This is a genomic window from Pedococcus sp. P5_B7 (assembly GCF_054049895.1).
Genome location: NZ_JBFULM010000006.1, coordinates 442,350 through 463,640, shown reverse-complemented (window position 1 = coordinate 463,640; position 21,291 = coordinate 442,350). Strand labels below are relative to the sequence as shown.

Here is a 21,291-nt window from a genome sequence, read left to right as displayed (position 1 = left end):
GAGCTGGCCCGGGCGCGTGCTGACGTGCGGGTCCGGCCCGGGGAGTGCACCGGCATGACCCGGTTGGTGGCCGACCTGCCGACCCCGGTCGCGATGCGTGTCTGGCACGCGGTGGACGGGCTGGCGGCCGAGTACGCCCGCGCCCGACCCGGCCAGCGGATCGGGGCGCTGCGGGTCGACGCCCTGGCTGACCTGATCGCCGCCAACGCCACGATCAGCACCACCATCGAGCTCGTCGCCCCGATGGACGACCAAGGCGGCACAGAGGCCGGCACCCGGGGTGGCACCGGAGGCGGCACCGGGCCCGGCGCTGGCGTGTCCATCGACTGCCTCACCCAGCCTGGCGATGAAGGGGACCCCGAGCCGGGGGGCGGGTACGTCGACCCGGGTGGGTGCGAGGAGCTCGACGACGGGGTCCTGCACGACCACGACGACAGCCTGTGGTTCGTGTCCGCGCACACCGAGGTGCCGCTGCTCGGCTCGCTGCTTCCCTCGGACGTCGTCGCCCTCCTGTCCGATCCCGACGTCACCGTCCGGCTCGCCCGCAGCGACTCGGTCACCGGCGCGATCCGCTGGCAGGACCCGCGCACCTACCGGCCCGGCGCCGCCACCGCGCGAGCCGTCCGGTCCCGGGACGGCACCTGCCGGTTCCCCGGCTGCGCCACCGCCGCCAGACGCTGCCAGCTCGACCACGTGGTCCGACATCCCGACGGGCCGACCACCGTCACCAACCTGCAGACCCTGTGCGCCACCCACCACGGGTTCAAGCACCACGCCGGCTGGCAGGTCACCATGGACGAGCTCGGCGTCTGCACCTGGACCGCCCCCGACGGCCGCACCCACACCACCCGGCCCCTGGACCGCCACGGCCACCAGGCCGCCTGACCGAACCAGTTCCCCGAGACGGGTGCGCGCCACGCACGGTCAACCGGATCTACCGATGGGCGGATGAGATAGTGCCGTCCATGGAGGCTCGGTTCAATAGGCGCGAAGACGGCCAGATCGATGTCGATCTGGGACCGGACTGGCGACTCTTCACCGAGGCACTCAACGACTGCGTTTCGTCCTTGCCGCCACGCGGGGCTTCGATGCCGGTGACCTTCGACGACTGTTGGACGACTGGCGGGTGCGGATCGAGGAGAGCGCATCGGTGAGCACGTCACCGCTACCTGAGACCTATCGGCGCAATCCGATGCCTGACCACCCTGTCCAAACCGCGCTCATCTGCCGCTGTCGGCGCGGCACCGGGCGCCGTGGATGTCGCCGTTGGGCACTTGCCACGACGGTGCGAGCACCGTCTGGCGCCGGGCGCTGGTCGCAGTCCCGTCGGGGACACTGGGGGGAACACCGACCGTAGCTTCGACAAGGAGTCAGCCGTGACCGAGGGAACCGTCCGCTGGTTCGATGCCGACCGGGGGTTCGGCTTCATCGCCCTCGGGCAGGAGGCAGAGGACCTGTACGTGCATGCGTCCGAGATCGTCAGCGACGACGCGATGAAGCTGCTCCGGGAGGGGCAGGTGGTCGAGTTCGAGATCGGCGAAGGGGACCGCGGCCCGCAGGCACGCCGCGTCCGGGTCACGGCTGACAGGGCCGCCGACACACCGCTGGGCGTGCTCGGCACCGTGTCCTGGTACGAGCCTGCCAAGGGGTACGGCTTCATCACGGCCGACGGCGGTGCTGCCGAGATCTTCGTGCACAGTTCGGCCATCGTGGGGGGTGGCGTGGTCTCGCAGGGGCAGCGGGTGGCGTTCCTCGTCGTCGACGGGGAGAAGGGACCGCAGGCTGACCATCTGCTCCCCTTGGGAGCCCAGGCCGCCCAGCAGGCCGTGGCATCCGATGGGGCAAACGGCACCGTGTCGTGGTACGACGGCGACAAGGGCTTCGGGTTCATCACCCCCGAGTCGGGCGGCCCCGATGTCTTCGTCCACGTCCGGGAGCTGGCCGACGGGCTCCCCGGGCTGGACGAGGGGGACCGGGTGACGTACGACATCGTCGTGAGCGAGAAGGGTCCGCAGGCTCGCGACGTGCGCCTCGCGCGCAGCTCGACACCGCGGGGCGCACCCGCGACGTCGACGACCCGCGCTCGGTCGGGACACCGGGAGGCATCCGACGTCCCGGCGCGCGGCGGCGAAGGAGTGGTCGCGCGCTACGACGCGGAGCGGGGGTTCGGGTTCATCACCCCGGACGCGGGTGGCGCGGACCTGTTCGTGCACGTGTCGGTCCTCAGAGGCGCCGAGGCGCTGTACCAGGGCGATCGGGTCAGGTACCAGGTGCGACAGAGCGATCGAGGACCACAGGCCGACCGCGTCGAACGGGTGTGAGCGGGACGGCGGTCCGGGCGGAGTTGGTGCTCAGCCGTGTCCCGATCCCGCCGCACGCTCATGCCGCGGACAGGGCGCATGCCCCATTCGTGGTCGGCGCTACCACTCGGGGTCGGCCCGACGAAGAGCACCAATCTCCTCGTTCACCTTCTGGAGCAGAGCCGTCACATCATCGCGGTTGCCACCGATCCGGGTGTGGAACTCCCACTCCTCGATGGCTGCGGGCCCACCAAGGACCTCGGCCAAGGCGTTGTTGATCCACAGCAGCTCGTCTCCCTCGAAGTCCACGTCCCGAAGGTAGACGTCTGGGAGCTCTAGGAGAGGCAAAGCGTTCATCTGTCCCGCATTTGGTGAGGGGAGCAGCCCGTTCGAGCCGGGCCGGGACGGGCCCACCGACCATCCGCCGATGCCGCTCTCGGGGAAGGATCCGGCGGAGAAGGGGCCCGCGGCATACGAAGAGGGTGTTGAGCACGGTCTCCCCGCGTGGCACGTAACGCCGGGGAAACACAACTAGGGCAAGATCCGACACATGGATCGTCAGCAGGAGTTCGTCCTTCGCACCATCGAGGAGCGCGACATCCGCTTCGTGCGGTTGTGGTTCACCGATGTGCTGGGGACCCTCAAGTCCGTCGCCGTCGCCCCCGCCGAGCTGGAGGGGGCCTTCGCCGAGGGCATCGGCTTCGACGGCTCGGCCATCGAGGGCTTCGCGCGGGTCTACGAGGCGGACATGCTGGCCAAGCCCGACCCGGCGACGTTCCAGGTGCTCCCGTGGCGCGGTGACAACCCGGGGACGGCCCGGATGTTCTGCGACATCACCCTGCCCGACGGCTCACCGAGCCACGCCGACCCGCGCCATGTCCTGCAGCGGGCGCTGGGGCGGGCCAGCGACCTGGGCTTCACCTTCTACACCCACCCCGAGATCGAGTTCTACCTGCTCAAGGCCGGGTTCAAGCCGGGGGAGCACCCCGAGCCGGTCGACCAGGCGGGCTACTTCGACCACGTCCCGCACGGCACCGGCCACGACTTCCGGCGCGCGGCGATCACCATGCTCGAGTCGATGGGCATCTCGGTGGAGTTCAGCCACCACGAGGGCGGCCCCGGTCAGAACGAGATCGACCTGCGCTACGCCGACGCCCTCTCGACGGCCGACAACATCATGACCTTCCGCACCGTCATCAAGGAGGTCGCCCTCGAGCAGGGCATCTTCGCCTCCTTCATGCCCAAGCCCTTCTCCGAGCACCCGGGCTCCGGCATGCACACCCACATGTCGCTGTTCGACGGCGACAGCAACGCCTTCTACGAGGCCGGCGCCCCCTACCAGCTGAGCAAGGTCGGCCGGCAGTTCATCGCCGGACTGCTGCGGCACGGCGCCGAGATCACCGCCGTGACCAACCAGTGGGTCAACTCCTACAAGCGCCTCTGGGGTGGTGGTGAGGCTCCGGCCCACCTGACCTGGGGCCACAACAACCGCTCCGCGATGGTGCGCGTCCCGATGTACAAGCCGGCCAAGGGCCAGAGCAGTCGGGTGGAGGTCCGCACCCTCGACGCGGCCTGCAACCCCTACCTCGCCTTCGCGCTGATGCTGTCGGCCGGGCTGAAGGGCATCGAGGAGGACTACGACCTGCCCGCCGAGACCGAGGACGACGTCTGGGGCCTGACCTCGTCGGAGCGCCAGGCGATGGGCATCGAGCCGCTGCCCACCTCGCTCTACGAGGCCATCCGTGTGATGGAGAAGAGCGAGCTCGTCGCCGACACCCTGGGTGAGCACGTCTTCGACTTCTTCCTGCGCAACAAGCGGGCCGAGTGGGACGACTACCGCGGCGAGATCACCCGGTTCGAGCTCGAGCGCTACCTCCCCGGCCTCTGACGGCATCGCCGGGGTACGCCTCCGTGCAGGTCAGCTGGGCCACCGCGGGGCAACCGTCGGTCAGCGACGTGGGCGTAGGCCCGAGTGGCCCGACGGCAGCAACTAGGCTGACCCGGTGACCTCCGGCCGCCTTGTCTCGCAGACGGCCACCCTGGCCCGACTCGGGTTCGCCGACCCGCCGCGCGCCGTCCAGCTGCTCGGTGACCCTGCCCTGGCCGGTCTCGTCGACCCGCTCGACGACCTCTTCAGCGATGGCCTGCCCGACGCCCTCGGCGTCGTGGCCGACCCCGACCTCGCCCTCCTCAGCCTGGTCAGGCTGATGGAGTCGTTGCGGGCCTCCGCCCCCCGTCGCCGCGACGACGAGTCCGGCGTCGGCGCCCAGGTGGCCGGTCTGGTCGCGGCCCTGCGCCATCGCGGACCCGCGCGAGATCGGCTGCTGGCGGTGCTCGGGGCCTCGACGGCGCTCGGCGACCACCTCGTGGCCCACCCCGAGCACTGGAGCAGCGTGGCGCAGGCCCGCCCACTGACGCCGACCGAACGCGTCGAGGAGCTCGTGGCCGCGGTGCGCGCGCCCGGCGCGCACACGGCATACGACGCCCTGCGGATCGGCTATCGACGCCAGCTGCTCGCGATCGCGGCCCTGGACCTCACGTCGGGGGAGCCCGAGCGGGCGCTTCCCGAGGCGGCGGCCGCGCTGGCCGACCTGGCCGAGGCGGCGCTCGAGGCGGCGCTGGTCATCGCCCGCGCCGAGCTGGGGGAGCAGGCCGAGCTCTGCGACTTCGCCGTCATCGGCATGGGCAAGACCGGTGGCCGCGAGCTCAACTACGTCAGTGATGTCGACGTCATCTTCGTCGCCGAGCCCCGTGAGGGCGTCGACGAGGCCAGCGCCATCGCGGCGGCCACCGGTCTGGCGACCCACCTCATGCGCGCCTGCTCGACCAGCACCGGTCAGGGCACGCTGTGGCCGGTCGACGCGGCCCTGCGTCCGGAGGGCAAGAACGGCCCCCTGGTGCGGACCATCGACAGCCACCGCGCCTACTACGAGCGCTGGGCGAAGACCTGGGAGTTCCAGGCGCTGCTCAAGGCCCGTCCGGTGGCCGGTGACCGCGAGCTCGGCGCGGCCTACATCGCGGCCGTCAACCCGCTCGTCTGGCGCGCGGCGTCGCGCGACAACTTCGTCGAGGACGTCCAGGCGATGCGTCGCCGCGTGGAGCAGCACGTGCCGTCCGGTGAGGCCGCGCGCCAGCTCAAGCTGGGTCCCGGTGGGCTGCGTGACGTCGAGTTCAGCGTGCAGCTGCTCCAGCTGGTGCACGGTCGCTCCGACGACTCGCTGCGCTCGGGCACCACCTTGGAGGCGCTGGACGCCCTCGCGCGCGGCGGCTACGTCGGTCGCGACGACGCGGCCACCCTCGACGCCTCCTACCGGTTGTTGCGGACCCTCGAGCACCGCATCCAGCTGTTCCGCCTGCGGCGCACCCACCTCATGCCGACCGCCGACAGCGACCTGCGCCGCCTGGGCCGGGCGCTCGGGCACCGCTCCGACGCCGCGAAGGCAGTCGTCACGCAGTGGCAGCAGCAGGCCCGCGAGGTCCGACGGATCCACGAGCGACTCTTCTACCGACCGCTGCTGGCCGCGGTGGCCCGGCTCAGCTCGAGCGACGCTCGGCTGGCTCCCGAGGCCGCCAGGGAGCGGCTGGCCGCCCTCGGCTTCCGCGACCCGGCCGGCGCCATGCGTCACCTCGAGGTGCTGACCGCGGGCGTGAGCCGCCGCGCGTCCATCCAGCGCACCCTGCTCCCGGTGATGCTCGGCTGGTTCGCCGACGAGGCCGACCCCGACGGTGGGCTGCTCGCGTTCCGCAAGGTGAGCGAGGAGCTCGGCTCGACGCACTGGTACCTGCGCCTCCTGCGCGACGAGGGCTCGGCCGCGGAGCGGCTCGCGCACACCCTCGCCCGCAGCCGGTATGCCGCGGACCTCCTCGTCGGCGCGCCGGAGTCGGTCGCGATCCTCGGCGACGCCGGGGGCCTCACCCCCATCTCGCGTGAGGACCTCGTCCGCCGGATGAGCGCGGCAGCCGGACGACAGTCCGACCCCGACAAGGCAGTGCGAGCGGCGCGCAGCATCCGGCGACAGGAGCTCTTCCGCATCGCCGTGGCCGACCTGGCCGGCAGCCTCGACCTGGCCGGCGTGGGTGCAGCGCTCACCGACCTGACCGCAGCCCTCGTCGAGACCGCGCTGCAGGTCGCGATCCAGGCCGTGGAGTCCGAGCACGGCTCGCTCGTCACCGACATCCTCGTGGTCGGCATGGGCCGGCTCGGGGGCGGCGAGATGGCCTATGGCTCCGACGCCGACGTGCTCTTCGTGCACGACCCTCACGAGGGCGCGAACGAGGCCGCGGCGCAGGAGCAGGCCCTCGAGACGGTGCAGGAGCTGCGTCGTCTGCTCTCCTCGGCAGGCCCCGACCCGCAGCTGGGCCTGGACGCCGACCTGCGACCCGAGGGCAAGAGCGGACCCCTCGTCCGCAGCCTGGGCAGCTACCGCGCCTACTACGGACGCTGGTCGCTCACCTGGGAGTCCCAGGCGTTGCTGCGCGCCAACCCGCTGGCCGGTGACCTCGACCTGGGACAGCGGTTCGTCGCGCTGATCGACCCGTTGCGGTGGCCCGAGGCCGGTCTCACCGAGCCGCAGGTCAGGGAGATCCGGACGCTCAAGGCCCGCATGGAGGCCGAGCGGCTGCCCCGGGGCGCCGACCCCAAGAGCCACTTCAAGCTCGGACGCGGTGGCCTGTCCGACGTCGAGTGGACCGTCCAGCTCATCCAGATGCGACACGCCCACGCCGTCCCGGCGCTCCGGACCACGAGCACCCTTCCGGCGCTGGACGCCGCGGAGGAGGCCGGGCTGATCGCGGCCGACCAGGCCTCGGCCCTGCGCGACGCCTGGTCGTTCGCGTCGCGCCTGCGCAACGCCTCGGTGCTCTACCGGGGTCGCCCGGTGGAGAGCGTCCCGTCGGACCTGCGGGTGGCCGACGGCGTGAGCCGCATCCTCGGGGGAGAGCCCGGGAGCGGAGCAGATCTTGCCGAGACCTACCGGCGGGCAGCCCGACATGCGCGTACCGTGACAGAGTTCAACTTTTACGGTTCCGCCTAGGAAGGTACGGTCGGCGCATGGCCACCGGCAGGGACGACTCCGTCGCGGTGCCCTCGTTCGCCGAGGTGCTCCGCACGCCTGTCTTCCTACCCGTTTTCGCGGTCGCGACGCTGTCCACGTGGGGCGACTACATCGCCCGCATCACGGTCGCGGCGGTCGTCTTCGAGTGGACCGGATCGGCGCTCGCCACGGCGGCGACCTTCGCGGTCTCGCTGGTGCCGAGCGTGCTGGGCCGGGCCCTCCTCTCGCCGATCTGTGACCGGATACCCCCACGGATCTGCCTCATCGGCAGTCACCTGATCCGAGCCCTGCTGGTCGGCGTCCTCATCCTCGTGGTGGCTACGACCCAGTCCTTCGTGCTGGTCCTGACGCTGGTGGCCGTGATCGAGTTCGTCGGTGGCCCCGCGGTCACCGCCAGCCAGATGCTGCTCACCGACATCTTCCCCGACCGACGCCTCTACACCCGCGCCTTCGGGCTGAGCACCCTTGCGGCGCAAGTGAACCAGGCCATCGGGCTGGCCATCGGTGGTGCCGTCGTGAGCCTGATGGGTGACACCAAGGCGCTCCTGCTCGACCTGCTGACGTTCATCGTGGGCGCTGCGATCCTGACCCTCGTGAAGCCGCCCAAGTCCGTCGTCGTGCCCGACGACGCCCCGCTGCTCAGCATGCTGGCCGACCTGCGCCAGGGCTGGCGCCAGATCCGCGCCAGCCGGGTCCTGCTGTCGATGCTGGGGCTGTCGCTGGCGAGCGCACTGGCGATCGCCGCGCCGGAAGCCGTGGCCCTGCCGTATGCCGCGCAGCACAGCACGTCGTCGACCTGGGGCGGCCTGCTGATGGCCTCACCGATCCTCGGTGCCGTGGTCGGGCTGCTGCTCATCGGTCGGCTCCCCGCGGAGCGCCAGTCCTCGCTCGTGCTCCGCCTCGCCCTGCTGACCCCCCTGCCGCTCCTCGCGACGATCTTCGAACCGCCACTGCCGGTGGTGTGGGCCGCGTGGTTCGTCTGCGGTGCCCTCCAGTGCTACATGCTGCCGCTGCAGGCGGCCTTCACCCTGCTCGTCCCCACGGCCATGCGCGGCAGGGTCTTCGGGCTCGCCGGCGCGCTGTCGGTGGGCGTGACAGGTGCGTGCTTCCTGTTCGCCGGCTGGATCTCCGAGCGGACCACCCCAGCGGCCTCGGTCGGCATCTGTGCGGTGGTGACCTTGGGAGTCCTCGTCCTGCTGGCCGCGCGGTGGCCCAAGGACGAGCTGGCCGGCAGCCTGGAGGCGACCTTCACCACCGATGAGGAGTCGGCGGAGGGGGTCGCACCGGCGACGCCGGTCTCACCCGTGGCGCCCGGCGCGCCCTCGGCCATCGAGCAGGGCGCGCCGGTCCAGGTCGCCTTCGTGCCCAGCCCCGGTGTGGTCGACGCGGCCACGCCGCAGACCGTGTCGGGCTCCGGCCGCCCCGGGGAGCGCGAGACCGGGGGCTGAGACCGCACCGGGACGCCCCACGTGCCCCACCTAGACTTGCCGCATGCTCTCCACGATCGACCTGCGCGGACAGGAGCTGGGCGTCCGCGAGCTGCGCCACCTGCTGCCCCGTGCCGAGTTCGACGTCGCTGCCGCAGTCGAGACGGTCCGGCCGATCTGTGAGGACGTCCGTCATCGAGGCGCCCCGGCCCTCTACGAGCTGGGGGAGCGGTTCGACGGCGTCCGTCCGACCAGCCTGCGGGTGCCGGCCGACGTGCTGACGGCCGCCCTCGAGGACGTCGACCCGCAGGTCCGCGCCGCGCTCGACGAGGCGATCCGGCGCGTGCGCCTCGTGCACGAGGACCAGCGGCGTTCCACCACGACCACCACCGTCGTGCCCGGTGGCGAGGTCAGCGAGCGCTGGGTGCCGGTCGACCGGGTCGGTCTCTACGTCCCGGGTGGTCGCGCGGTCTACCCGTCCAGCGTCGTCATGAACGTCGTCCCGGCCCAGATCGCCGGGGTCGGCTCGCTGGCCGTGGCCAGCCCGCCCCAGCGCGACAACTCCGGCGTCTTCACCGGCTACCCGCACCCGACCGTCCTCGCCGCCTGCGCGTTGCTGGGTGTCGAGGAGGTGTATGCCGTCGGCGGCGCCCAGGCCGTGGCGGCCTTCGCCTTCGGGTTCGAGGACGAGTCCGACCCGAGCGGTGCACCCGTGGTGTGCGAGCCGGTCAGCCTGGTCACCGGACCGGGCAACATCTACGTCGCCGCGGCCAAGCGCTACCTCAAGGGCGTCATCGGGATCGACTCCGAGGCCGGACCGACCGAGATCGCGATCCTCGCCGACGACACCGCGGTGCCCGCCCACGTCTCGGCCGACCTGGTGTCCCAGGCGGAGCACGACCCCCAGGCCGCCTCGGTGCTCGTGACCGACTCGGTGGTGCTCGCCGACGCCGTGCGTGCCGACCTCGAGGACCGGGTGGCCAACACCAAGCACTCCGAGCGGGTCCGCGAGGCGCTGACCGGCCCGCAGTCGGGCATCGTGCTGGTCGACGACCTCGACGCCGGCCTGGCCGTCGTCAACGCCTACGCCGCCGAGCACCTCGAGCTGCAGGTGGCCGACGCCGCCGCCGTCAGCGACCGGGTCCGCAACGCCGGCGCGATCTTCGTCGGACCGCACTCGCCGGTCAGCCTGGGTGACTACGTCGCCGGGTCCAACCACGTCCTCCCCACCGGCGGCTGCGCCTGCCACAGCAGTGGGCTGTCGGTGCAGTCGTTCCTGCGCGGAGTGCACGTCGTCACCTACTCCGAGGCAGCGCTGGAGGAGGTGGCCCACCACGTGGTCACGCTGGCGCAGGCCGAGGACCTCCCGGCCCACGGCGAGGCGGTCCAGGTCCGCTTCGGGCAGGGCTGACCCGACCATGGCCCAGCCCCCCGAGGACGGCGGCATCACAGCGCTGCTCCGTGACGATCTTCGAGGCGAAAAGCCTTACGGCGCACCGCAGCTCGATGTGCCCGTCCGGCTCAACACCAACGAGAACTCCTACCCGGTCCCGCCGTCCGTCGTGGCCGAGATCACCGCTGCGGTCGCGGCGGTCGCGGCCGACCTGAACCGCTACCCCGACCGTGAGTTCACCGAGCTGCGGACTGCCCTCGCGGCATACCTGTCATCCTCGGGCACCGCGGTCGACGCGGCGCAGGTCTGGGCCGGCAACGGCTCCAACGAGGTGCTGCAGCACGTGGTCCTGGCGTTCGGCGGCCCCGGGCGCAGGGCGCTCGGCTTCACCCCGGCCTACTCCATGCACCCGATCATCAGCGGCTCGGTCGGCAGCACCTGGGTCGACGGGCTGCGTGGAGCCGGCGGCACGCCCTTCGACCTGACGGTCGAGTCCGCGGTCGCCCAGGTGCGCGCCCACGACCCGCACGTCGTCTTCCTCTGTTCACCGAACAACCCCACGGGCACCGCCCTGGGCCTCGACGTCGTCGAGGCCGTGTATGCCGCGGCCGAGCGTGCCGTCGTGGTCGTCGACGAGGCCTACGAGGAGTTCGCCCGCCCGGGCACGCCCAGCGCGCTGACCCTGCTCGAGGGCCGCCCGAGGCTCGTCGTCACCCGGACCATGAGCAAGGCGTTCGCGTTCGCGGGAGGGCGGCTCGGCTACCTCGCCGCCCACCCTGCCCTGGTCGACGCCCTCCGACTCGTGCGGCTGCCCTACCACCTGTCGGCTCCCACGCAGGCGATCGCGCTGGCCGCGCTGCGGCACGCGCCCGAGATGCTCGCGACCGTCGAGGTCATCAAGGAGCAGCGCGACCGGATCGTGGTGGACCTGGCGCGGCTAGGGCTCGACCCGGTCGCCAGTGACGCCAACTTCGTCCTGTTCGGGGGGCTCGACGACGCCGCGCAGACGTGGCGGGCACTGCTGGACCGGGGAGTACTGGTCCGCGACGTGGGGATACCCCACTATCTTCGTGTCACGGCCGGGACCCCGGCCGAGACCGGTGCGTTCCTCGCCGCCATGGCGCAGGTCGCCCGACCTGAGCAGGACAGGAGCGCGCCGTGACGCACGAGGCCGGGACGCCAGAGGCAGTGACCCCCGACACCCGGGCCGGTGACCGCACCGTCTCGTTGAGCCGCTCCACGTCGGAGTCCAGCGTGGAGCTGGAGCTCAACCTCGACGGCACGGGACAGTCCGACATCTCGACCGGCGTGCCCTTCTACGACCACATGCTCGCCTCGCTGGCCAAGCACTCGCTGATCGACCTCCGGGTCAAGGCGACCGGTGACGTGCACGTCGACGCGCACCACACGGTCGAGGACGTCGCGATCGTGCTCGGCGACGCCCTGCGCGAGGCGCTGGGTGACAAGCGCGGCATCTCCCGCTTCGGCGACGCGACGGTCCCGCTCGACGAGGCCCTGGTGCAGGCGGTCGTCGACGTGGCCGGGCGCCCCTACGTCGTGCACACCGGCGAGCCCGAGGGCCAGGCCTACGTCGTGATCGGCGGCACCTATGTCGGGTCGCTCACCCGCCACGTCTGGGAGTCCTTCGCCGGTCGGGCCGGGATCGCGCTGCACGTGCGCGTGCTGTCCGGGCGCGACCCCCACCACATCGTCGAGGCCCAGTTCAAGGCGGTGGCGCGGGCCCTGCGTGCGGCCGTCGCGCGCGACCCCCGGGTCAGCGGCATACCCAGCGCGAAGGGCAGCCTCTCCACGTGAGCGCGCCGTGGCAGCCCGCGCAGGAGGCGCGCGGACTGCTCCTGGTGAGCGGCGAGACCGGGCCGGTGTCGACGTGGGTGCGCCGAGGGTTGGTGGCCTGCCAGGTCATCCCGCTCGGACCCTGGACCGCCGTGCTGCCGATCGAGTCGTCCTCGCGCGCGGAGCCGCCCTACGACGACGCCGTCACGGTGCTCGCGGCGCGGCCGGTCCCACGGCGCCTGCGCAGTGCCCTCGGGTTCTTCACCATCGACGGGCGCGCAGTCGTCACCGTCCAGGGTCCCGGCTGGCGGGCCGCCGTCCGGTGGCTCGTCTGGGAGCCCGGGGCCGGGCTGGTCCGGGCGCCCGGACTCGAGCTGGCCCGACCCTCCGACCTCCTCGCCGCCGCGGGACGCAGCGGGGACCCCCGCGCGGTGGCCGAGGTCGTGGGCGGCCGCGACGGGCGCGCTGACGTGATCATCACCGACCTGCTCTCGGCGCTGGGACTCCCCGGCTCCGACTTCGTCGGCCCCAAGGTCGGGTTGCGCGGCCAGGTGGTGGCGCCGACCGCCCAGTCGGTGGCCCGTTTCGACGCCCGGATGGCCGAACAGGCCCGTCATCGTTCAGAGCTGGAGGAGAACTCATGAGCCGGCTGGTCGTCTTCGACTACGGCAGCGGCAACGTCAGGTCGGCGGTGCGCGCGCTCGAGCACGTCGGCGCCGACGTCGAGCTGACCGGCGAGCGGTCGACCGCGCTGGCGGCGGACGGGCTGTTCGTGCCCGGGGTCGGCAACTTCCACGCCTGCATGGCCGGCCTGCGCGCTGCCGACGGTCCCGCCGTGATCGACCTGCGGCTCTCGGGCGGCCGACCGGTGCTCGGCGTCTGTGTCGGCATGCAGGTGCTGTTCGACGGCTCCGACGAGCCGAGCGGCTCCCCCCAGGAGGGACTGGGGGAGTGGCCGGGGTCGGTGTCCCGACTGCAGGCGGAGGTGGTGCCCCACATGGGCTGGTCCGACGTCGACGTCGCCGCCGGCTCCACCCTCTTCGCGGGCGTCGAGTCCGAGCGCTTCTACTTCGTCCACTCGTATGCCGTGCAGGCCTGGACCTTGGAGGAGCCCCGTGGTGCCTTCGCCGCCGTCGCGCCCAAGGTCACCTGGGCCGACCACGGTGGCCGCTTCGTCGCAGCGGTCGAGAACGGTCCGCTGAGCGCGACGCAGTTCCACCCCGAGAAGTCCGGGGATGCCGGCCTGTCCCTGCTCGAGAACTGGGTGCGATCGCTGTGAGTCCCACGAGGAAGTCCACCAACGCGGCGAAGACCGCCAAGAAGTCGACCGCCCGCAAGGCGACCGCCCGCCGGGCCACCACCCGCAGGGCCACGAGCACGGCGCGACGCCGACGCCCGACCGCCACCACCCGTCGACGCACCCGGCCGAAGGTCGCGACGACGGTCGGTGCCGCGCTCGGCACGCTGGTGGTGACCCTGCTGCTCGACGCGTCGTGGCCGGTACGGATCGGTCTGGTGCTGCTGGCCCTGCTCGTCGTCGGCGGCTACCTCTACCTGCAGGGCCGCCACCACGACGCGGCGGAGCCGCCCCTGGAGGACGCGGCGCCCCTCGTCGAGCCCACTGCTCCCGTTGTCGAGTCCACACCACCCACCCCAGCCACGCCACCCACCGAGGACACCCCATGAGCGCCCCCCGGCTCGAGCTCCTGCCCGCCGTCGACGTCCAGGGCGGCCGCGCCGTCCAGCTCGTCCAGGGCGTGGCGGGCAGCGGCGGAGAGTTCGGCGACCCGTGGGAGGCCGCGCTCGCCTGGCAGGAGCAGGGCGCCGAGTGGCTGCACCTCGTCGACCTGGACGCGGCGTTCGGGCGGGGCTCCAACCGGGACCTGCTCGCCGACATCGTGGGCCGGCTCGACATCCGGGTGGAGATGAGTGGCGGGATCCGGGACGCCGAGTCCCTCGACGCGGCTCTGGCCACCGGGTGCCGCAGGGTCAACCTCGGGACGGCGGCACTCGAGGACCCGGAGTGGACCGCCCGCGCCATCGCCGAGCACGGTGACCGCGTCGCCGTGGGGCTCGACGTGCGGGGCACGACGCTCGCCGCGCGGGGCTGGACCAAGGACGGCGGCGACCTGTGGGAGACCCTCGACCGGCTGGACCGCGAGGGCTGCGCCCGCTACGTCGTCACCGACGTCAACAAGGACGGGATGCTCAAGGGCCCGAACCTCGACCTGCTCCGCGACGTCTGTGCGCGCACCGACCGCCCGGTCGTGGCGTCCGGTGGCGTCTCGACGCTCGCCGACATCGAGGCCATCCGGGGGCTGGTGCCGCAGGGCGTCGAGGGTGCGATCATCGGGTCCGCGCTCTACCGCGGGGCGTTCACCCTGCCGGACGCCCTCGACGTGGCGGGCCGGCCGTGAGTGGGAGCGGCCAGCAGGACTCGGCCGGCACCCCGTTCGGGGGCAGGGAGCTCACCAGCACCGGCTTCGACGGCGACACCGGTGCGGCCGACCCCGCGCTGAGGGGCGCCCTCGCCGACCCGGGTGACGAGGTCGCGCTGATGGCTGCGCTCGGCGCCGCACGGCTGCTCGTGCCCATCGTGGCCGAGCCCGTCTCGGTCGACACCTCGGGGGAGCACTCCACTGGTGCGCTCACCGTCGAGAAGCAGACCGACCTGGCCGCCGTGACCCTCGTGGCCCCGGATGGCACCCGTGCCCTGCCGGTCTTCTCCTCGATGGCCGCCATCGCGGCCTGGGACCCCCAGGCCCGCCCCGTGCCGGTCACTGCGGCCCGCGCCGGCCAGGCGGCGGTCAGCGAGCGGTGCGACGTGATGGTCGTCGACGTCGCCGGACCCGCCACGGTCGCCCTGCGACCCAGCATGGTCTGGGCGCTGGCCCAGCAACGCGAGTGGCTGCCCGCCCACGAGGACGAGGTGGTCCGGCGATCGGTGGCAGCGGCCGTGCGTGAGCAGGATGCGGTGGTGTCCCACGAGATCGGTCCCGGCGCCCCGGGCGAGGGGGTCCTGCGGATCTCGCTGACCCTGCGGCCCGGCCTGGACTCGGCCGCGGTCCAAGCCGTCGCGACGGCGGTCGGCGAGCGGCTGGCGACCGACGGCGAGATCCGCGCTCGCATCGACGGACTGGCCTTCGCGATCTCCTGAGGCGCGGGTCCTCGGAGGCCTCATTCGTCGTGCGGTGGCGGCAGCTCGGTGACGCGCACGACGGCATCGACCGGCAGGGCGGCATACAGGTGGGGGAAGGTCTCACCGGTCTGCGGGTTGCCGACCTCGACGACGGGCGGCTCGGTGAGCCGGGTCTCGTCGATCTCGAGCAGCAGCAACGGGCCGGTGAGGTCGCCGTAGTAGGCCCGGCGCACCACTGGCCACTGCTGGTCCGACGAGCAGTGGATGAACCCTTCCTCCTGCATGGTCCGACCGCGGGTCGACTGCGCGTAGGAGCCCGTGGCGACGGCGGCCGCCCAGTGCGTGGGCTCGGCGAGGTGGTAGATCGTCACGGCGACGAACCTACCGCCGTGACTGACAGGACCACTGTGTTCACTGACAGGAGCACCGTGACATGACCACTGTGTTCACTGACAGGAGCAAAAGTGGTTTGGCCGGTGTCGGTGGCTGGTGCGACAGTAGGGGGGTGCTGCTCGCCAACGCCCGTTACCGTCGCGTCCTCGCGAGTGCCGCCCTGCGACAGGCGCTGGTGCTGGGCTTCCTGGTGCGCATGCCGATCTTCGCCGGTGGCGTGGTGCTGACCCTCCACGTCGTCAGCCACCTGGGTCGGCCGTATGCCGCGGCGGGGCTGGTGTCGGCCGCGGCGACCATCGCCATCGCGGTCAGCGGTCCGTGGCGCGGCAAGCTGCTCGACCGTCGGGGCCTGCGCCGGGTGGTCGTGCCGTCGATCGTCGTGGCCGCGGTCTGCTGGTCGATCGCCCCGTTCGTCTCCTACTGGTGGCTGCTCGCGCTCGCCGCGCTGGCGGGGCTGTTCGTGATCCCGTCGTTCTCGATCATCCGGCAGGCCGTCATCGCCGCCGTCGACGAGGACGATCGCCGCACCGCGATCTCGCTCGACTCCGTCGCGGTCGAGCTGTCCTTCATGGTCGGACCGGCCGCCGGCGTCTGGGCCGCGACCGTGTGGCCCACCCAGTGGGTCCTGTTCGCCATCGAGATGCTGGGCGTGCTGGCCGGGGTGCTCCTGTGGTTCGCCAACCCGGTGCTGCACGACGAGGCCGAGGCCCCGGTGGACGACGAAGGGGTCAGCGCCGAGGTGCCGCGGGTCGTGCGTTCGGAGTGGTTCCGGGCGCGGTTCCTGGTGATCTGCCTGGCTGCGGCCGCGACCACCCTCGTCCTCGGTGGCACCGACATCGCGATCGTCGCCGCCCTGCGCGACTTCGACGCCCAGCCGTCGATCGGGTGGGTCCTCGCCGTGTGGGGCTTCGGCTCGCTGTTGGGCGGCCTGGTCTACGGCGGCCTGCAGAAGTCGGTGTCCGCCTTCTGGCTGCTCGGCGGGCTGGCCCTGGTCAGTGCGCCGATGGCCTTCGCCATGGGCGTCGGGTCGCTGGCGGTCCTGTCGTTCGTCGCGGGCCTCTTCTGCGCCCCGACCATCACGGCCACCGTCGACCAGGTCAGTCGCGTCGTGCCGGGGTCGGCCCGCGGCGAGGCGATGGGCTGGCACGGCTCGTTCATGACCGGCGGCATGGCGCTGGGCGCGCCGCTCGCCGGGTTCGCCATCGACCACCGCGGTTGGCAGGCAGGGTTCCTCGTCGTGGCTGGTGCCGGGCTGCTGGTCGCCCTGGTGGGCGCGGTGGCCACCTCCGGGCGGGCGAGCGAGCGTCGGGCCGCGAACCGCGTGCGCGCCACGGCCGACGCCTGATCCCGCTAGGCCGTCGGGCCGAGGTCCCCGGTCGACGACGGTGCGCGACCAGGGCTGACCAGGGTCGGTGACGCCGGTCAGACGACGGAGCCGGTGAGCTTCTCGCCGGGCCCCTGCCCGGGCGGGTCCTGGATGACCGAGGCCTCGCGGAACGCCAGCTGCAGTGACTTCAGCCCATCGCGCAGCGGAGCGGCGTGCTGGCTGCCCAGGTCGGGGGCGCTGGCCGTCACCAGCCCGGCGAGCGCCGAGATCAGTCGCCGGGCCTCGTCGAGGTCGAGCTGGTCGGCCGCGTCGGGTCCCTCGGCGAGCCCACACTTGACCGCTGCGGCGCTCATCAGGTGGATGGCGGCGGTGGTGATGACCTCGACGGCCGGCACCTCGGCGATGTCCCGGGTGGCCTGCTCGTGACCTGCGACGACGTCGTGATCGGCGGCTGCGGCGGGATTGGGAGATTCGGTGCTCACGCTGGTAGCCTTTCAGATCGACCGGCCGTGTCCATCGTCGGGTGACCTGAGAGGGTCGCCCAGCAGCGGGCGCGGTGTGCAAGTGAAGCAGCACCTGCTTCCACCCGCGTCAACCGCACGGTTGCCGGGTCCACGGGGTCACCGAGGCGTATGCCGCGGGCGCAAGCCAGGCGGCATACCTCCCCTCGGAGGCCAGTGACGGACAGGTGAGGCTTCCCGCGCAACGGCGACGGGGAGCCTTTCTTCGTTGCAGCGGCCGACGGTGACATCAGCAGACGTACCTTCACGGCAGTGAACTTCCCACAGAGGAGCACCAACATCAGCGAACCTCGCATCAACGACCGCATTCGGGTACCCGAAGTGCGGTTGGTTGGCCCCAACGGAGAACAGGTCGGCATCGTGCGCGTCGAAGACGCGCTGCGTCTGGCCGCCGAGGCAGACCTCGACCTCGTCGAGGTCGCCCCGATGGCCAAGCCTCCCGTCGCCAAGCTCATGGACTTCGGCAAGTTCAAGTACGAGGCGGCACTGAAGGCTCGCGAAGCGCGCAAGAACCAGGTCAACACGGTCATCAAGGAGATCAAGCTCCGCCCCAAGATCGACCCGCACGACTACGGCACCAAGAAGGGCCACGTCGAGCGGTTCCTCAAGGGCGGCGACAAGGTCAAGGTGACGATCATGTTCCGCGGACGCGAGCAGTCGCGTCCCGAGCTCGGGTTCCGCCTCCTGCAGCGCCTCGCGGAGGACGTGCTGGAGCTGGGCACCGTGGAGTCGGCCCCCAAGCAGGACGGCCGCAACATGATCATGGTGCTGGCCCCGACGAAGAAGAAGTCCGAGGCGATGGCAGAGCAGCGCCGCGCACGGACCTCGCACGAGCCGGCCACCGGTGCGGAGCAGTCCGCAGCCCCTGAGCAGGCCCCGGAGCAGGCCCCGGAGCAGAGCCCCGAGCAGACCACCCCCGACGCAGCCCCTGCGGCAGCGGAGGCCACGGCCGACCAGGCCTGAGCACCACCCGCACGACCGAACAGACGCACGAACCACCGAACAGTCGGTCGCCTCATCAGGCGAGCGCATCGACAGCAAGGAGATCGGCAGCCATGCCGAAGATGAAGACGCACTCCGGTGCCAAGAAGCGGTTCAAGATCACCGGCAGCGGCAAGGTCATGCGCGAGCAGACCAACGGCCGCCACTACCTCGAGCACAAGTCCTCGAAGTACACCCGCTCGATCGCGAACGACGTCGAGGTGTCCAAGCCGGACGCCAAGAAGGTCAAGAAGCTTCTCGGCCGCTGAGCCGAGCCCACCCCACCAGCACAGCCGGGCTCAGCACAGCAGTTCCGGACGCTAGACCTACACAGCAAGGAGAACTCACGTGGCACGCGTGAAGCGGGCGGTCAACGCCCAGAAGAAGCGCCGGGTCGTCCTCGAGCGCGCCAGCGGTTACCGCGGACAGCGTTCGCGGCTCTACCGCAAGGCCAAGGAGCAGGTCACCCACTCCCTCGGGTACGCCTACCGTGACCGTCGCGCCCGCAAGGGTGACTTCCGTCGCCTGTGGATCCAGCGCATCAACGCCGGGGCCCGCGCGAATGGCATGACCTACAACCGGTTCATCCAGGGCCTCAAGGCCGCGGAGATCGAGGTCGACCGTCGCATGCTGGCCGAGCTCGCCGTCAGCGACGAGGCTGCCTTCAGCGCCCTCGTCGAGATCGCCCGCGCGAACGTGCCGGCGACCACGGAGACCGCGGCCGCGTCGGCCTGATCGACCAAGCAACTCCGAGCGCCGGGACATGCCCCCGCCGACCCACCGCGAGCCACCTCTGTTCAGCAGGTCTGTGATGACCAACCCAGGGGCCGAGCGGGTGAAGTCGGTGAAGGCACTGTCCCGGCGCTCAGTGCGTCTGCGGACCGGACGGTTCCTCGCGGAGGGGCCGCAGTCGGTCCGTGAGGCGGTCGTCCACCACCCCGAGCAGGTGGTGGACCTCTACGTGACGGGACAGGCTTGGACCCGCCATGCCGACATCGTCGAGGCGGCGACCCAGGCCGGGCTCTACCTGCACGAGGTCAGCGACGAGGTGCTCGCCGCGATGTGCGACACGCCCACCCCCCAGGGGCTGGCGGCGGTCTGCACCACGACGACCGCCACCCTCGACGAGGTGCTCGCGACCGGGCCTCGCCTGCTGGTGCTGCTCACCAACGTGCGCGACCCGGGCAACGCGGGCACGGTCATCCGCGGCGCCGACGCAGCCGGTGCCGACGCGGTGCTCGTGAGCGACGCGTCGGTCGACGTGCACTCGCCCAAGGTGGTGCGGTCGACAGCCGGCTCGCTGTTCCACCTGCCGCTGGTGACCGGCCTGCCGACCGACGAGACCGTGAGCCGTCTTCGAGCGGCCGGGATCAGGGTCCTCGCGGCCGACGGAGCGGGCGCGGTCCTGCTGCCCGACGTCGACCTGGCACCGGCCCACGCCTGGGTGATGGGGAACGAGGCCTGGGGCCTGGCGCCCGAGGTGCGCGACCTGTGCGATGAGGTCGTCCGCGTCCCGATCTACGGCAAGGCCGAGTCGCTCAACCTCGCCATGGCCGCCACGGTGTGCCTCTACGCGTCTGCGGCAGCACACAACCGTTAAGGTCGGCGGCATGGACTTCCAGCCCGGCATGCTGATGGACAACGAGTCCGCCGGTGTTGCCGCCGAGCTGATCCCGGACGGCCTGGTCGCCGCGGATGGCGACGGTCGCATCCTGTTCGTGAACACCCGTGCGACCCGCATCCTCGGGCGTCCTCGGGAGGAGCTCGTCGGTGCTGACATCCGCGAGGCGGTCGATCTCCAGGACAGCGACGGCTCGTCCTGGTGGACCGTCACCAACCCGTGGGGTGGGCTGCTGATCCGCACTGGTCACCGCGAGAAGCTCCTCATGCTCCGGCACAACGGTCGCGAGGTGCTGGTCACCGCCAAGTACCTGCGGCCCGGGCGCAGCCAGCCGGTGAACCGGGTCAACATCCTCATGCGCGACGCGACCTACCGCCGACGCGCCGAGGCCGAGAACGCCGCCGTGATCTCGACGGTCGCCCACGAGCTGCGATCGCCGCTCACGTCGGTCAAGGGCTTCTCGTCCACGCTGCTGCGCCGGTGGGACCGCTTCACCGACGACCAGAAGCGGCTGATGCTGGAGACCATCGAGGCCGACGCCGACCGTGTCACCCGGTTGATCACCGAGCTGTTGGACGTCTCGCGGATCGACTCCGGGCGGCTCCAGATCCGCCCCCTGCCGATCGACGTCTCGGCCGTCTTCCACCGGCACGTCGAGCGGGCGGTGGCCAGCGGGCTCGAACGCGACCGGTTCGCGATCGACGTCTCCGACGAGATGCCCGAGGTCTGGGCCGACCCCGACCGGCTCGACCAGATCCTGTCGAACCTCATCGAGAACGCCTTCCGCCACGGGGAGGGGGTGGTCACCCTCGCGGCCCAGCGCTCCTCCGACGACGGGCAGGCCGCGCTCGAGGCCAAGGGTCACCACGCCGCCGGCGTCGACCTGCTGGTCGCCGACCAGGGCAAGGGCATCGCCTCCGACCACCGCCACCTCGTGTTCAGCCGGTTCTGGCACGGCTCCGGGCGGGGCAGCACCGGGCTCGGGCTCTACGTCGTCAAGGGACTGGTCGAAGCGCACGGCGGACGGGTCCAGGTGGAGGACGGCCACGCCGGTGGCGCGCAGTTCCGGATCAGCCTGCCGTCCGAGCCGCCCGACTACCTCTCCTGAGCCGCCCATCCGGTGAAACCGGGTTGCGCCGTTCAAGGGGACACGGTCAGGCTGGCGGCGTGAGCAGCGAGCTGGAGCGATTTACCGGGCCTTCGGGCGCGGTCGCACCGCTGCACTGAGGGCCACCCGGCGACGCCTCTGCGCGCGTCACGACGCCGCACCCGCGGCATACCTCTCGCACCCAGCGCTCGCCCCCGAAGGCTGAACCCGGACCCCGGGACGCAGGCCGGCGG

Annotated in this window: 22 protein-coding genes; 19 read left to right on the top strand and 3 right to left on the bottom strand. The window is 71.9% G+C overall.

Annotation, left to right across the window (positions count from 1 at the left end; translation table 11 throughout):
• On the top strand, nucleotides 1-885 hold an 885-nt coding region (locus ACXJKD_RS16000), incomplete at its 5' end, for an HNH endonuclease signature motif containing protein (protein ID WP_457255594.1).
• A gap of 491 nt (nucleotides 886-1,376) precedes the next feature.
• Nucleotides 1,377-2,321 (top strand): cold-shock protein, encoded by a 945-nt coding sequence (locus ACXJKD_RS15995; RefSeq protein WP_457255593.1) that lies wholly within the window; start codon nucleotides 1,377-1,379, stop codon nucleotides 2,319-2,321.
• A 99-nt stretch (nucleotides 2,322-2,420) separates the two neighbouring features.
• On the opposite strand, the gene ACXJKD_RS15990 is transcribed toward ACXJKD_RS15995, so the two are convergent.
• On the bottom strand, nucleotides 2,421-2,609 hold the full coding sequence (locus ACXJKD_RS15990; protein WP_457255592.1) for a hypothetical protein: 189 nt from the start codon (nucleotides 2,607-2,609) through the stop codon (nucleotides 2,421-2,423).
• A gap of 241 nt (nucleotides 2,610-2,850) precedes the next feature.
• Between ACXJKD_RS15990 and ACXJKD_RS15985 the strand changes: the two genes are divergently transcribed.
• The 11 genes from ACXJKD_RS15985 (at nucleotide 2,851) to ACXJKD_RS15935 (ending at nucleotide 15,125) form a co-directional block, all read left to right on the top strand.
• Complete coding sequence (locus ACXJKD_RS15985; protein ID WP_457255591.1) at nucleotides 2,851-4,188, top strand: glutamine synthetase family protein; 1,338 nt, start codon at nucleotides 2,851-2,853, stop codon at nucleotides 4,186-4,188.
• A 115-nt stretch (nucleotides 4,189-4,303) separates the two neighbouring features.
• A complete protein-coding gene (locus tag ACXJKD_RS15980; RefSeq protein WP_457255590.1) occupies nucleotides 4,304-7,333 on the top strand; it encodes a bifunctional [glutamine synthetase] adenylyltransferase/[glutamine synthetase]-adenylyl-L-tyrosine phosphorylase in 3,030 nt (1,009 codons plus the stop codon).
• Nucleotides 7,334-7,350: 17 nt separating this feature from the next.
• A complete protein-coding gene (locus tag ACXJKD_RS15975) occupies nucleotides 7,351-8,802 on the top strand; it encodes an MFS transporter (RefSeq protein ID WP_457255589.1) in 1,452 nt (483 codons plus the stop codon).
• A 43-nt stretch (nucleotides 8,803-8,845) separates the two neighbouring features.
• Nucleotides 8,846-10,192, top strand: coding sequence for a histidinol dehydrogenase (gene hisD, locus ACXJKD_RS15970; protein ID WP_457255588.1), 1,347 nt, complete (start codon nucleotides 8,846-8,848; stop codon nucleotides 10,190-10,192).
• 7 nt (nucleotides 10,193-10,199) lie between these two features.
• Nucleotides 10,200-11,336, top strand: a complete 1,137-nt coding sequence (locus tag ACXJKD_RS15965; RefSeq protein WP_457255587.1) for a histidinol-phosphate transaminase — start codon at nucleotides 10,200-10,202, stop codon at nucleotides 11,334-11,336.
• A gap of 26 nt (nucleotides 11,337-11,362) precedes the next feature.
• Nucleotides 11,363-11,989, top strand: a complete 627-nt coding sequence (hisB, locus tag ACXJKD_RS15960) for an imidazoleglycerol-phosphate dehydratase HisB (protein WP_457255612.1) — start codon at nucleotides 11,363-11,365, stop codon at nucleotides 11,987-11,989.
• Nucleotides 11,986-12,612: a hypothetical protein gene (locus tag ACXJKD_RS15955; RefSeq protein WP_457255586.1), complete on the top strand. Its 627-nt coding sequence runs from the start codon at nucleotides 11,986-11,988 to the stop codon at nucleotides 12,610-12,612. The genes hisB and ACXJKD_RS15955 overlap by 4 nt, the downstream gene beginning before the upstream one ends.
• Nucleotides 12,609-13,247: an imidazole glycerol phosphate synthase subunit HisH gene (gene hisH / locus ACXJKD_RS15950; protein ID WP_457255585.1), complete on the top strand. Its 639-nt coding sequence runs from the start codon at nucleotides 12,609-12,611 to the stop codon at nucleotides 13,245-13,247. The genes ACXJKD_RS15955 and hisH overlap by 4 nt, the downstream gene beginning before the upstream one ends.
• Nucleotides 13,244-13,654 carry a hypothetical protein gene (locus ACXJKD_RS15945; protein WP_457255584.1) on the top strand — a complete coding sequence of 137 codons (411 nt, stop codon included), beginning with the start codon at nucleotides 13,244-13,246 and terminating at the stop codon, nucleotides 13,652-13,654. The genes hisH and ACXJKD_RS15945 overlap by 4 nt, the downstream gene beginning before the upstream one ends.
• Nucleotides 13,651-14,385 (top strand): bifunctional 1-(5-phosphoribosyl)-5-((5-phosphoribosylamino)methylideneamino)imidazole-4-carboxamide isomerase/phosphoribosylanthranilate isomerase PriA, encoded by a 735-nt coding sequence (gene priA, locus ACXJKD_RS15940; RefSeq protein WP_457255583.1) that lies wholly within the window; start codon nucleotides 13,651-13,653, stop codon nucleotides 14,383-14,385. Before ACXJKD_RS15945 ends, priA begins: the two co-directional genes overlap by 4 nt.
• On the top strand, nucleotides 14,382-15,125 hold the full coding sequence (locus tag ACXJKD_RS15935; RefSeq protein WP_457255582.1) for an SseB family protein: 744 nt from the start codon (nucleotides 14,382-14,384) through the stop codon (nucleotides 15,123-15,125). Before priA ends, ACXJKD_RS15935 begins: the two co-directional genes overlap by 4 nt.
• 20 nt (nucleotides 15,126-15,145) lie before the next feature.
• On the opposite strand, the gene ACXJKD_RS15930 is transcribed toward ACXJKD_RS15935, so the two are convergent.
• Nucleotides 15,146-15,478, bottom strand: a complete 333-nt coding sequence (locus ACXJKD_RS15930; protein WP_457255581.1) for a DUF952 domain-containing protein — start codon at nucleotides 15,476-15,478, stop codon at nucleotides 15,146-15,148.
• Nucleotides 15,479-15,612: 134 nt separating this feature from the next.
• Here ACXJKD_RS15930 and ACXJKD_RS15925 point away from each other — a divergent pair, with 134 nt between their 5' ends.
• The gene (locus tag ACXJKD_RS15925; RefSeq protein ID WP_457255580.1) at nucleotides 15,613-16,845 is read left to right on the top strand and encodes an MFS transporter; all 1,233 of its coding nucleotides are present in this window, start codon (nucleotides 15,613-15,615) and stop codon (nucleotides 16,843-16,845) included.
• A 77-nt stretch (nucleotides 16,846-16,922) separates the two neighbouring features.
• On the opposite strand, the gene ACXJKD_RS15920 is transcribed toward ACXJKD_RS15925, so the two are convergent.
• Entirely contained in the window at nucleotides 16,923-17,309 is a 387-nt protein-coding gene (locus ACXJKD_RS15920; protein ID WP_457255579.1) for a DUF1844 domain-containing protein, read from the bottom strand.
• 318 nt (nucleotides 17,310-17,627) lie between these two features.
• Here ACXJKD_RS15920 and infC point away from each other — a divergent pair, with 318 nt between their 5' ends.
• From infC to ACXJKD_RS15895, 5 genes are all read left to right on the top strand, one after another.
• The gene (gene infC, locus ACXJKD_RS15915) at nucleotides 17,628-18,311 is read left to right on the top strand and encodes a translation initiation factor IF-3 (RefSeq protein ID WP_457255611.1); all 684 of its coding nucleotides are present in this window, start codon (nucleotides 17,628-17,630) and stop codon (nucleotides 18,309-18,311) included.
• A 92-nt stretch (nucleotides 18,312-18,403) separates the two neighbouring features.
• The gene (gene rpmI, locus ACXJKD_RS15910) at nucleotides 18,404-18,598 is read left to right on the top strand and encodes a 50S ribosomal protein L35 (protein WP_457255578.1); all 195 of its coding nucleotides are present in this window, start codon (nucleotides 18,404-18,406) and stop codon (nucleotides 18,596-18,598) included.
• 79 nt (nucleotides 18,599-18,677) lie between these two features.
• Nucleotides 18,678-19,064 carry a 50S ribosomal protein L20 gene (gene rplT, locus ACXJKD_RS15905; protein ID WP_457255577.1) on the top strand — a complete coding sequence of 129 codons (387 nt, stop codon included), beginning with the start codon at nucleotides 18,678-18,680 and terminating at the stop codon, nucleotides 19,062-19,064.
• Nucleotides 19,065-19,137: 73 nt separating this feature from the next.
• Nucleotides 19,138-19,929: a TrmH family RNA methyltransferase gene (locus ACXJKD_RS15900; protein ID WP_457255576.1), complete on the top strand. Its 792-nt coding sequence runs from the start codon at nucleotides 19,138-19,140 to the stop codon at nucleotides 19,927-19,929.
• Nucleotides 19,930-19,939: 10 nt separating this feature from the next.
• Entirely contained in the window at nucleotides 19,940-21,058 is a 1,119-nt protein-coding gene (locus tag ACXJKD_RS15895) for a sensor histidine kinase (protein ID WP_457255575.1), read from the top strand.
• The last annotated feature ends 233 nt before the right edge of the window (nucleotides 21,059-21,291 follow it).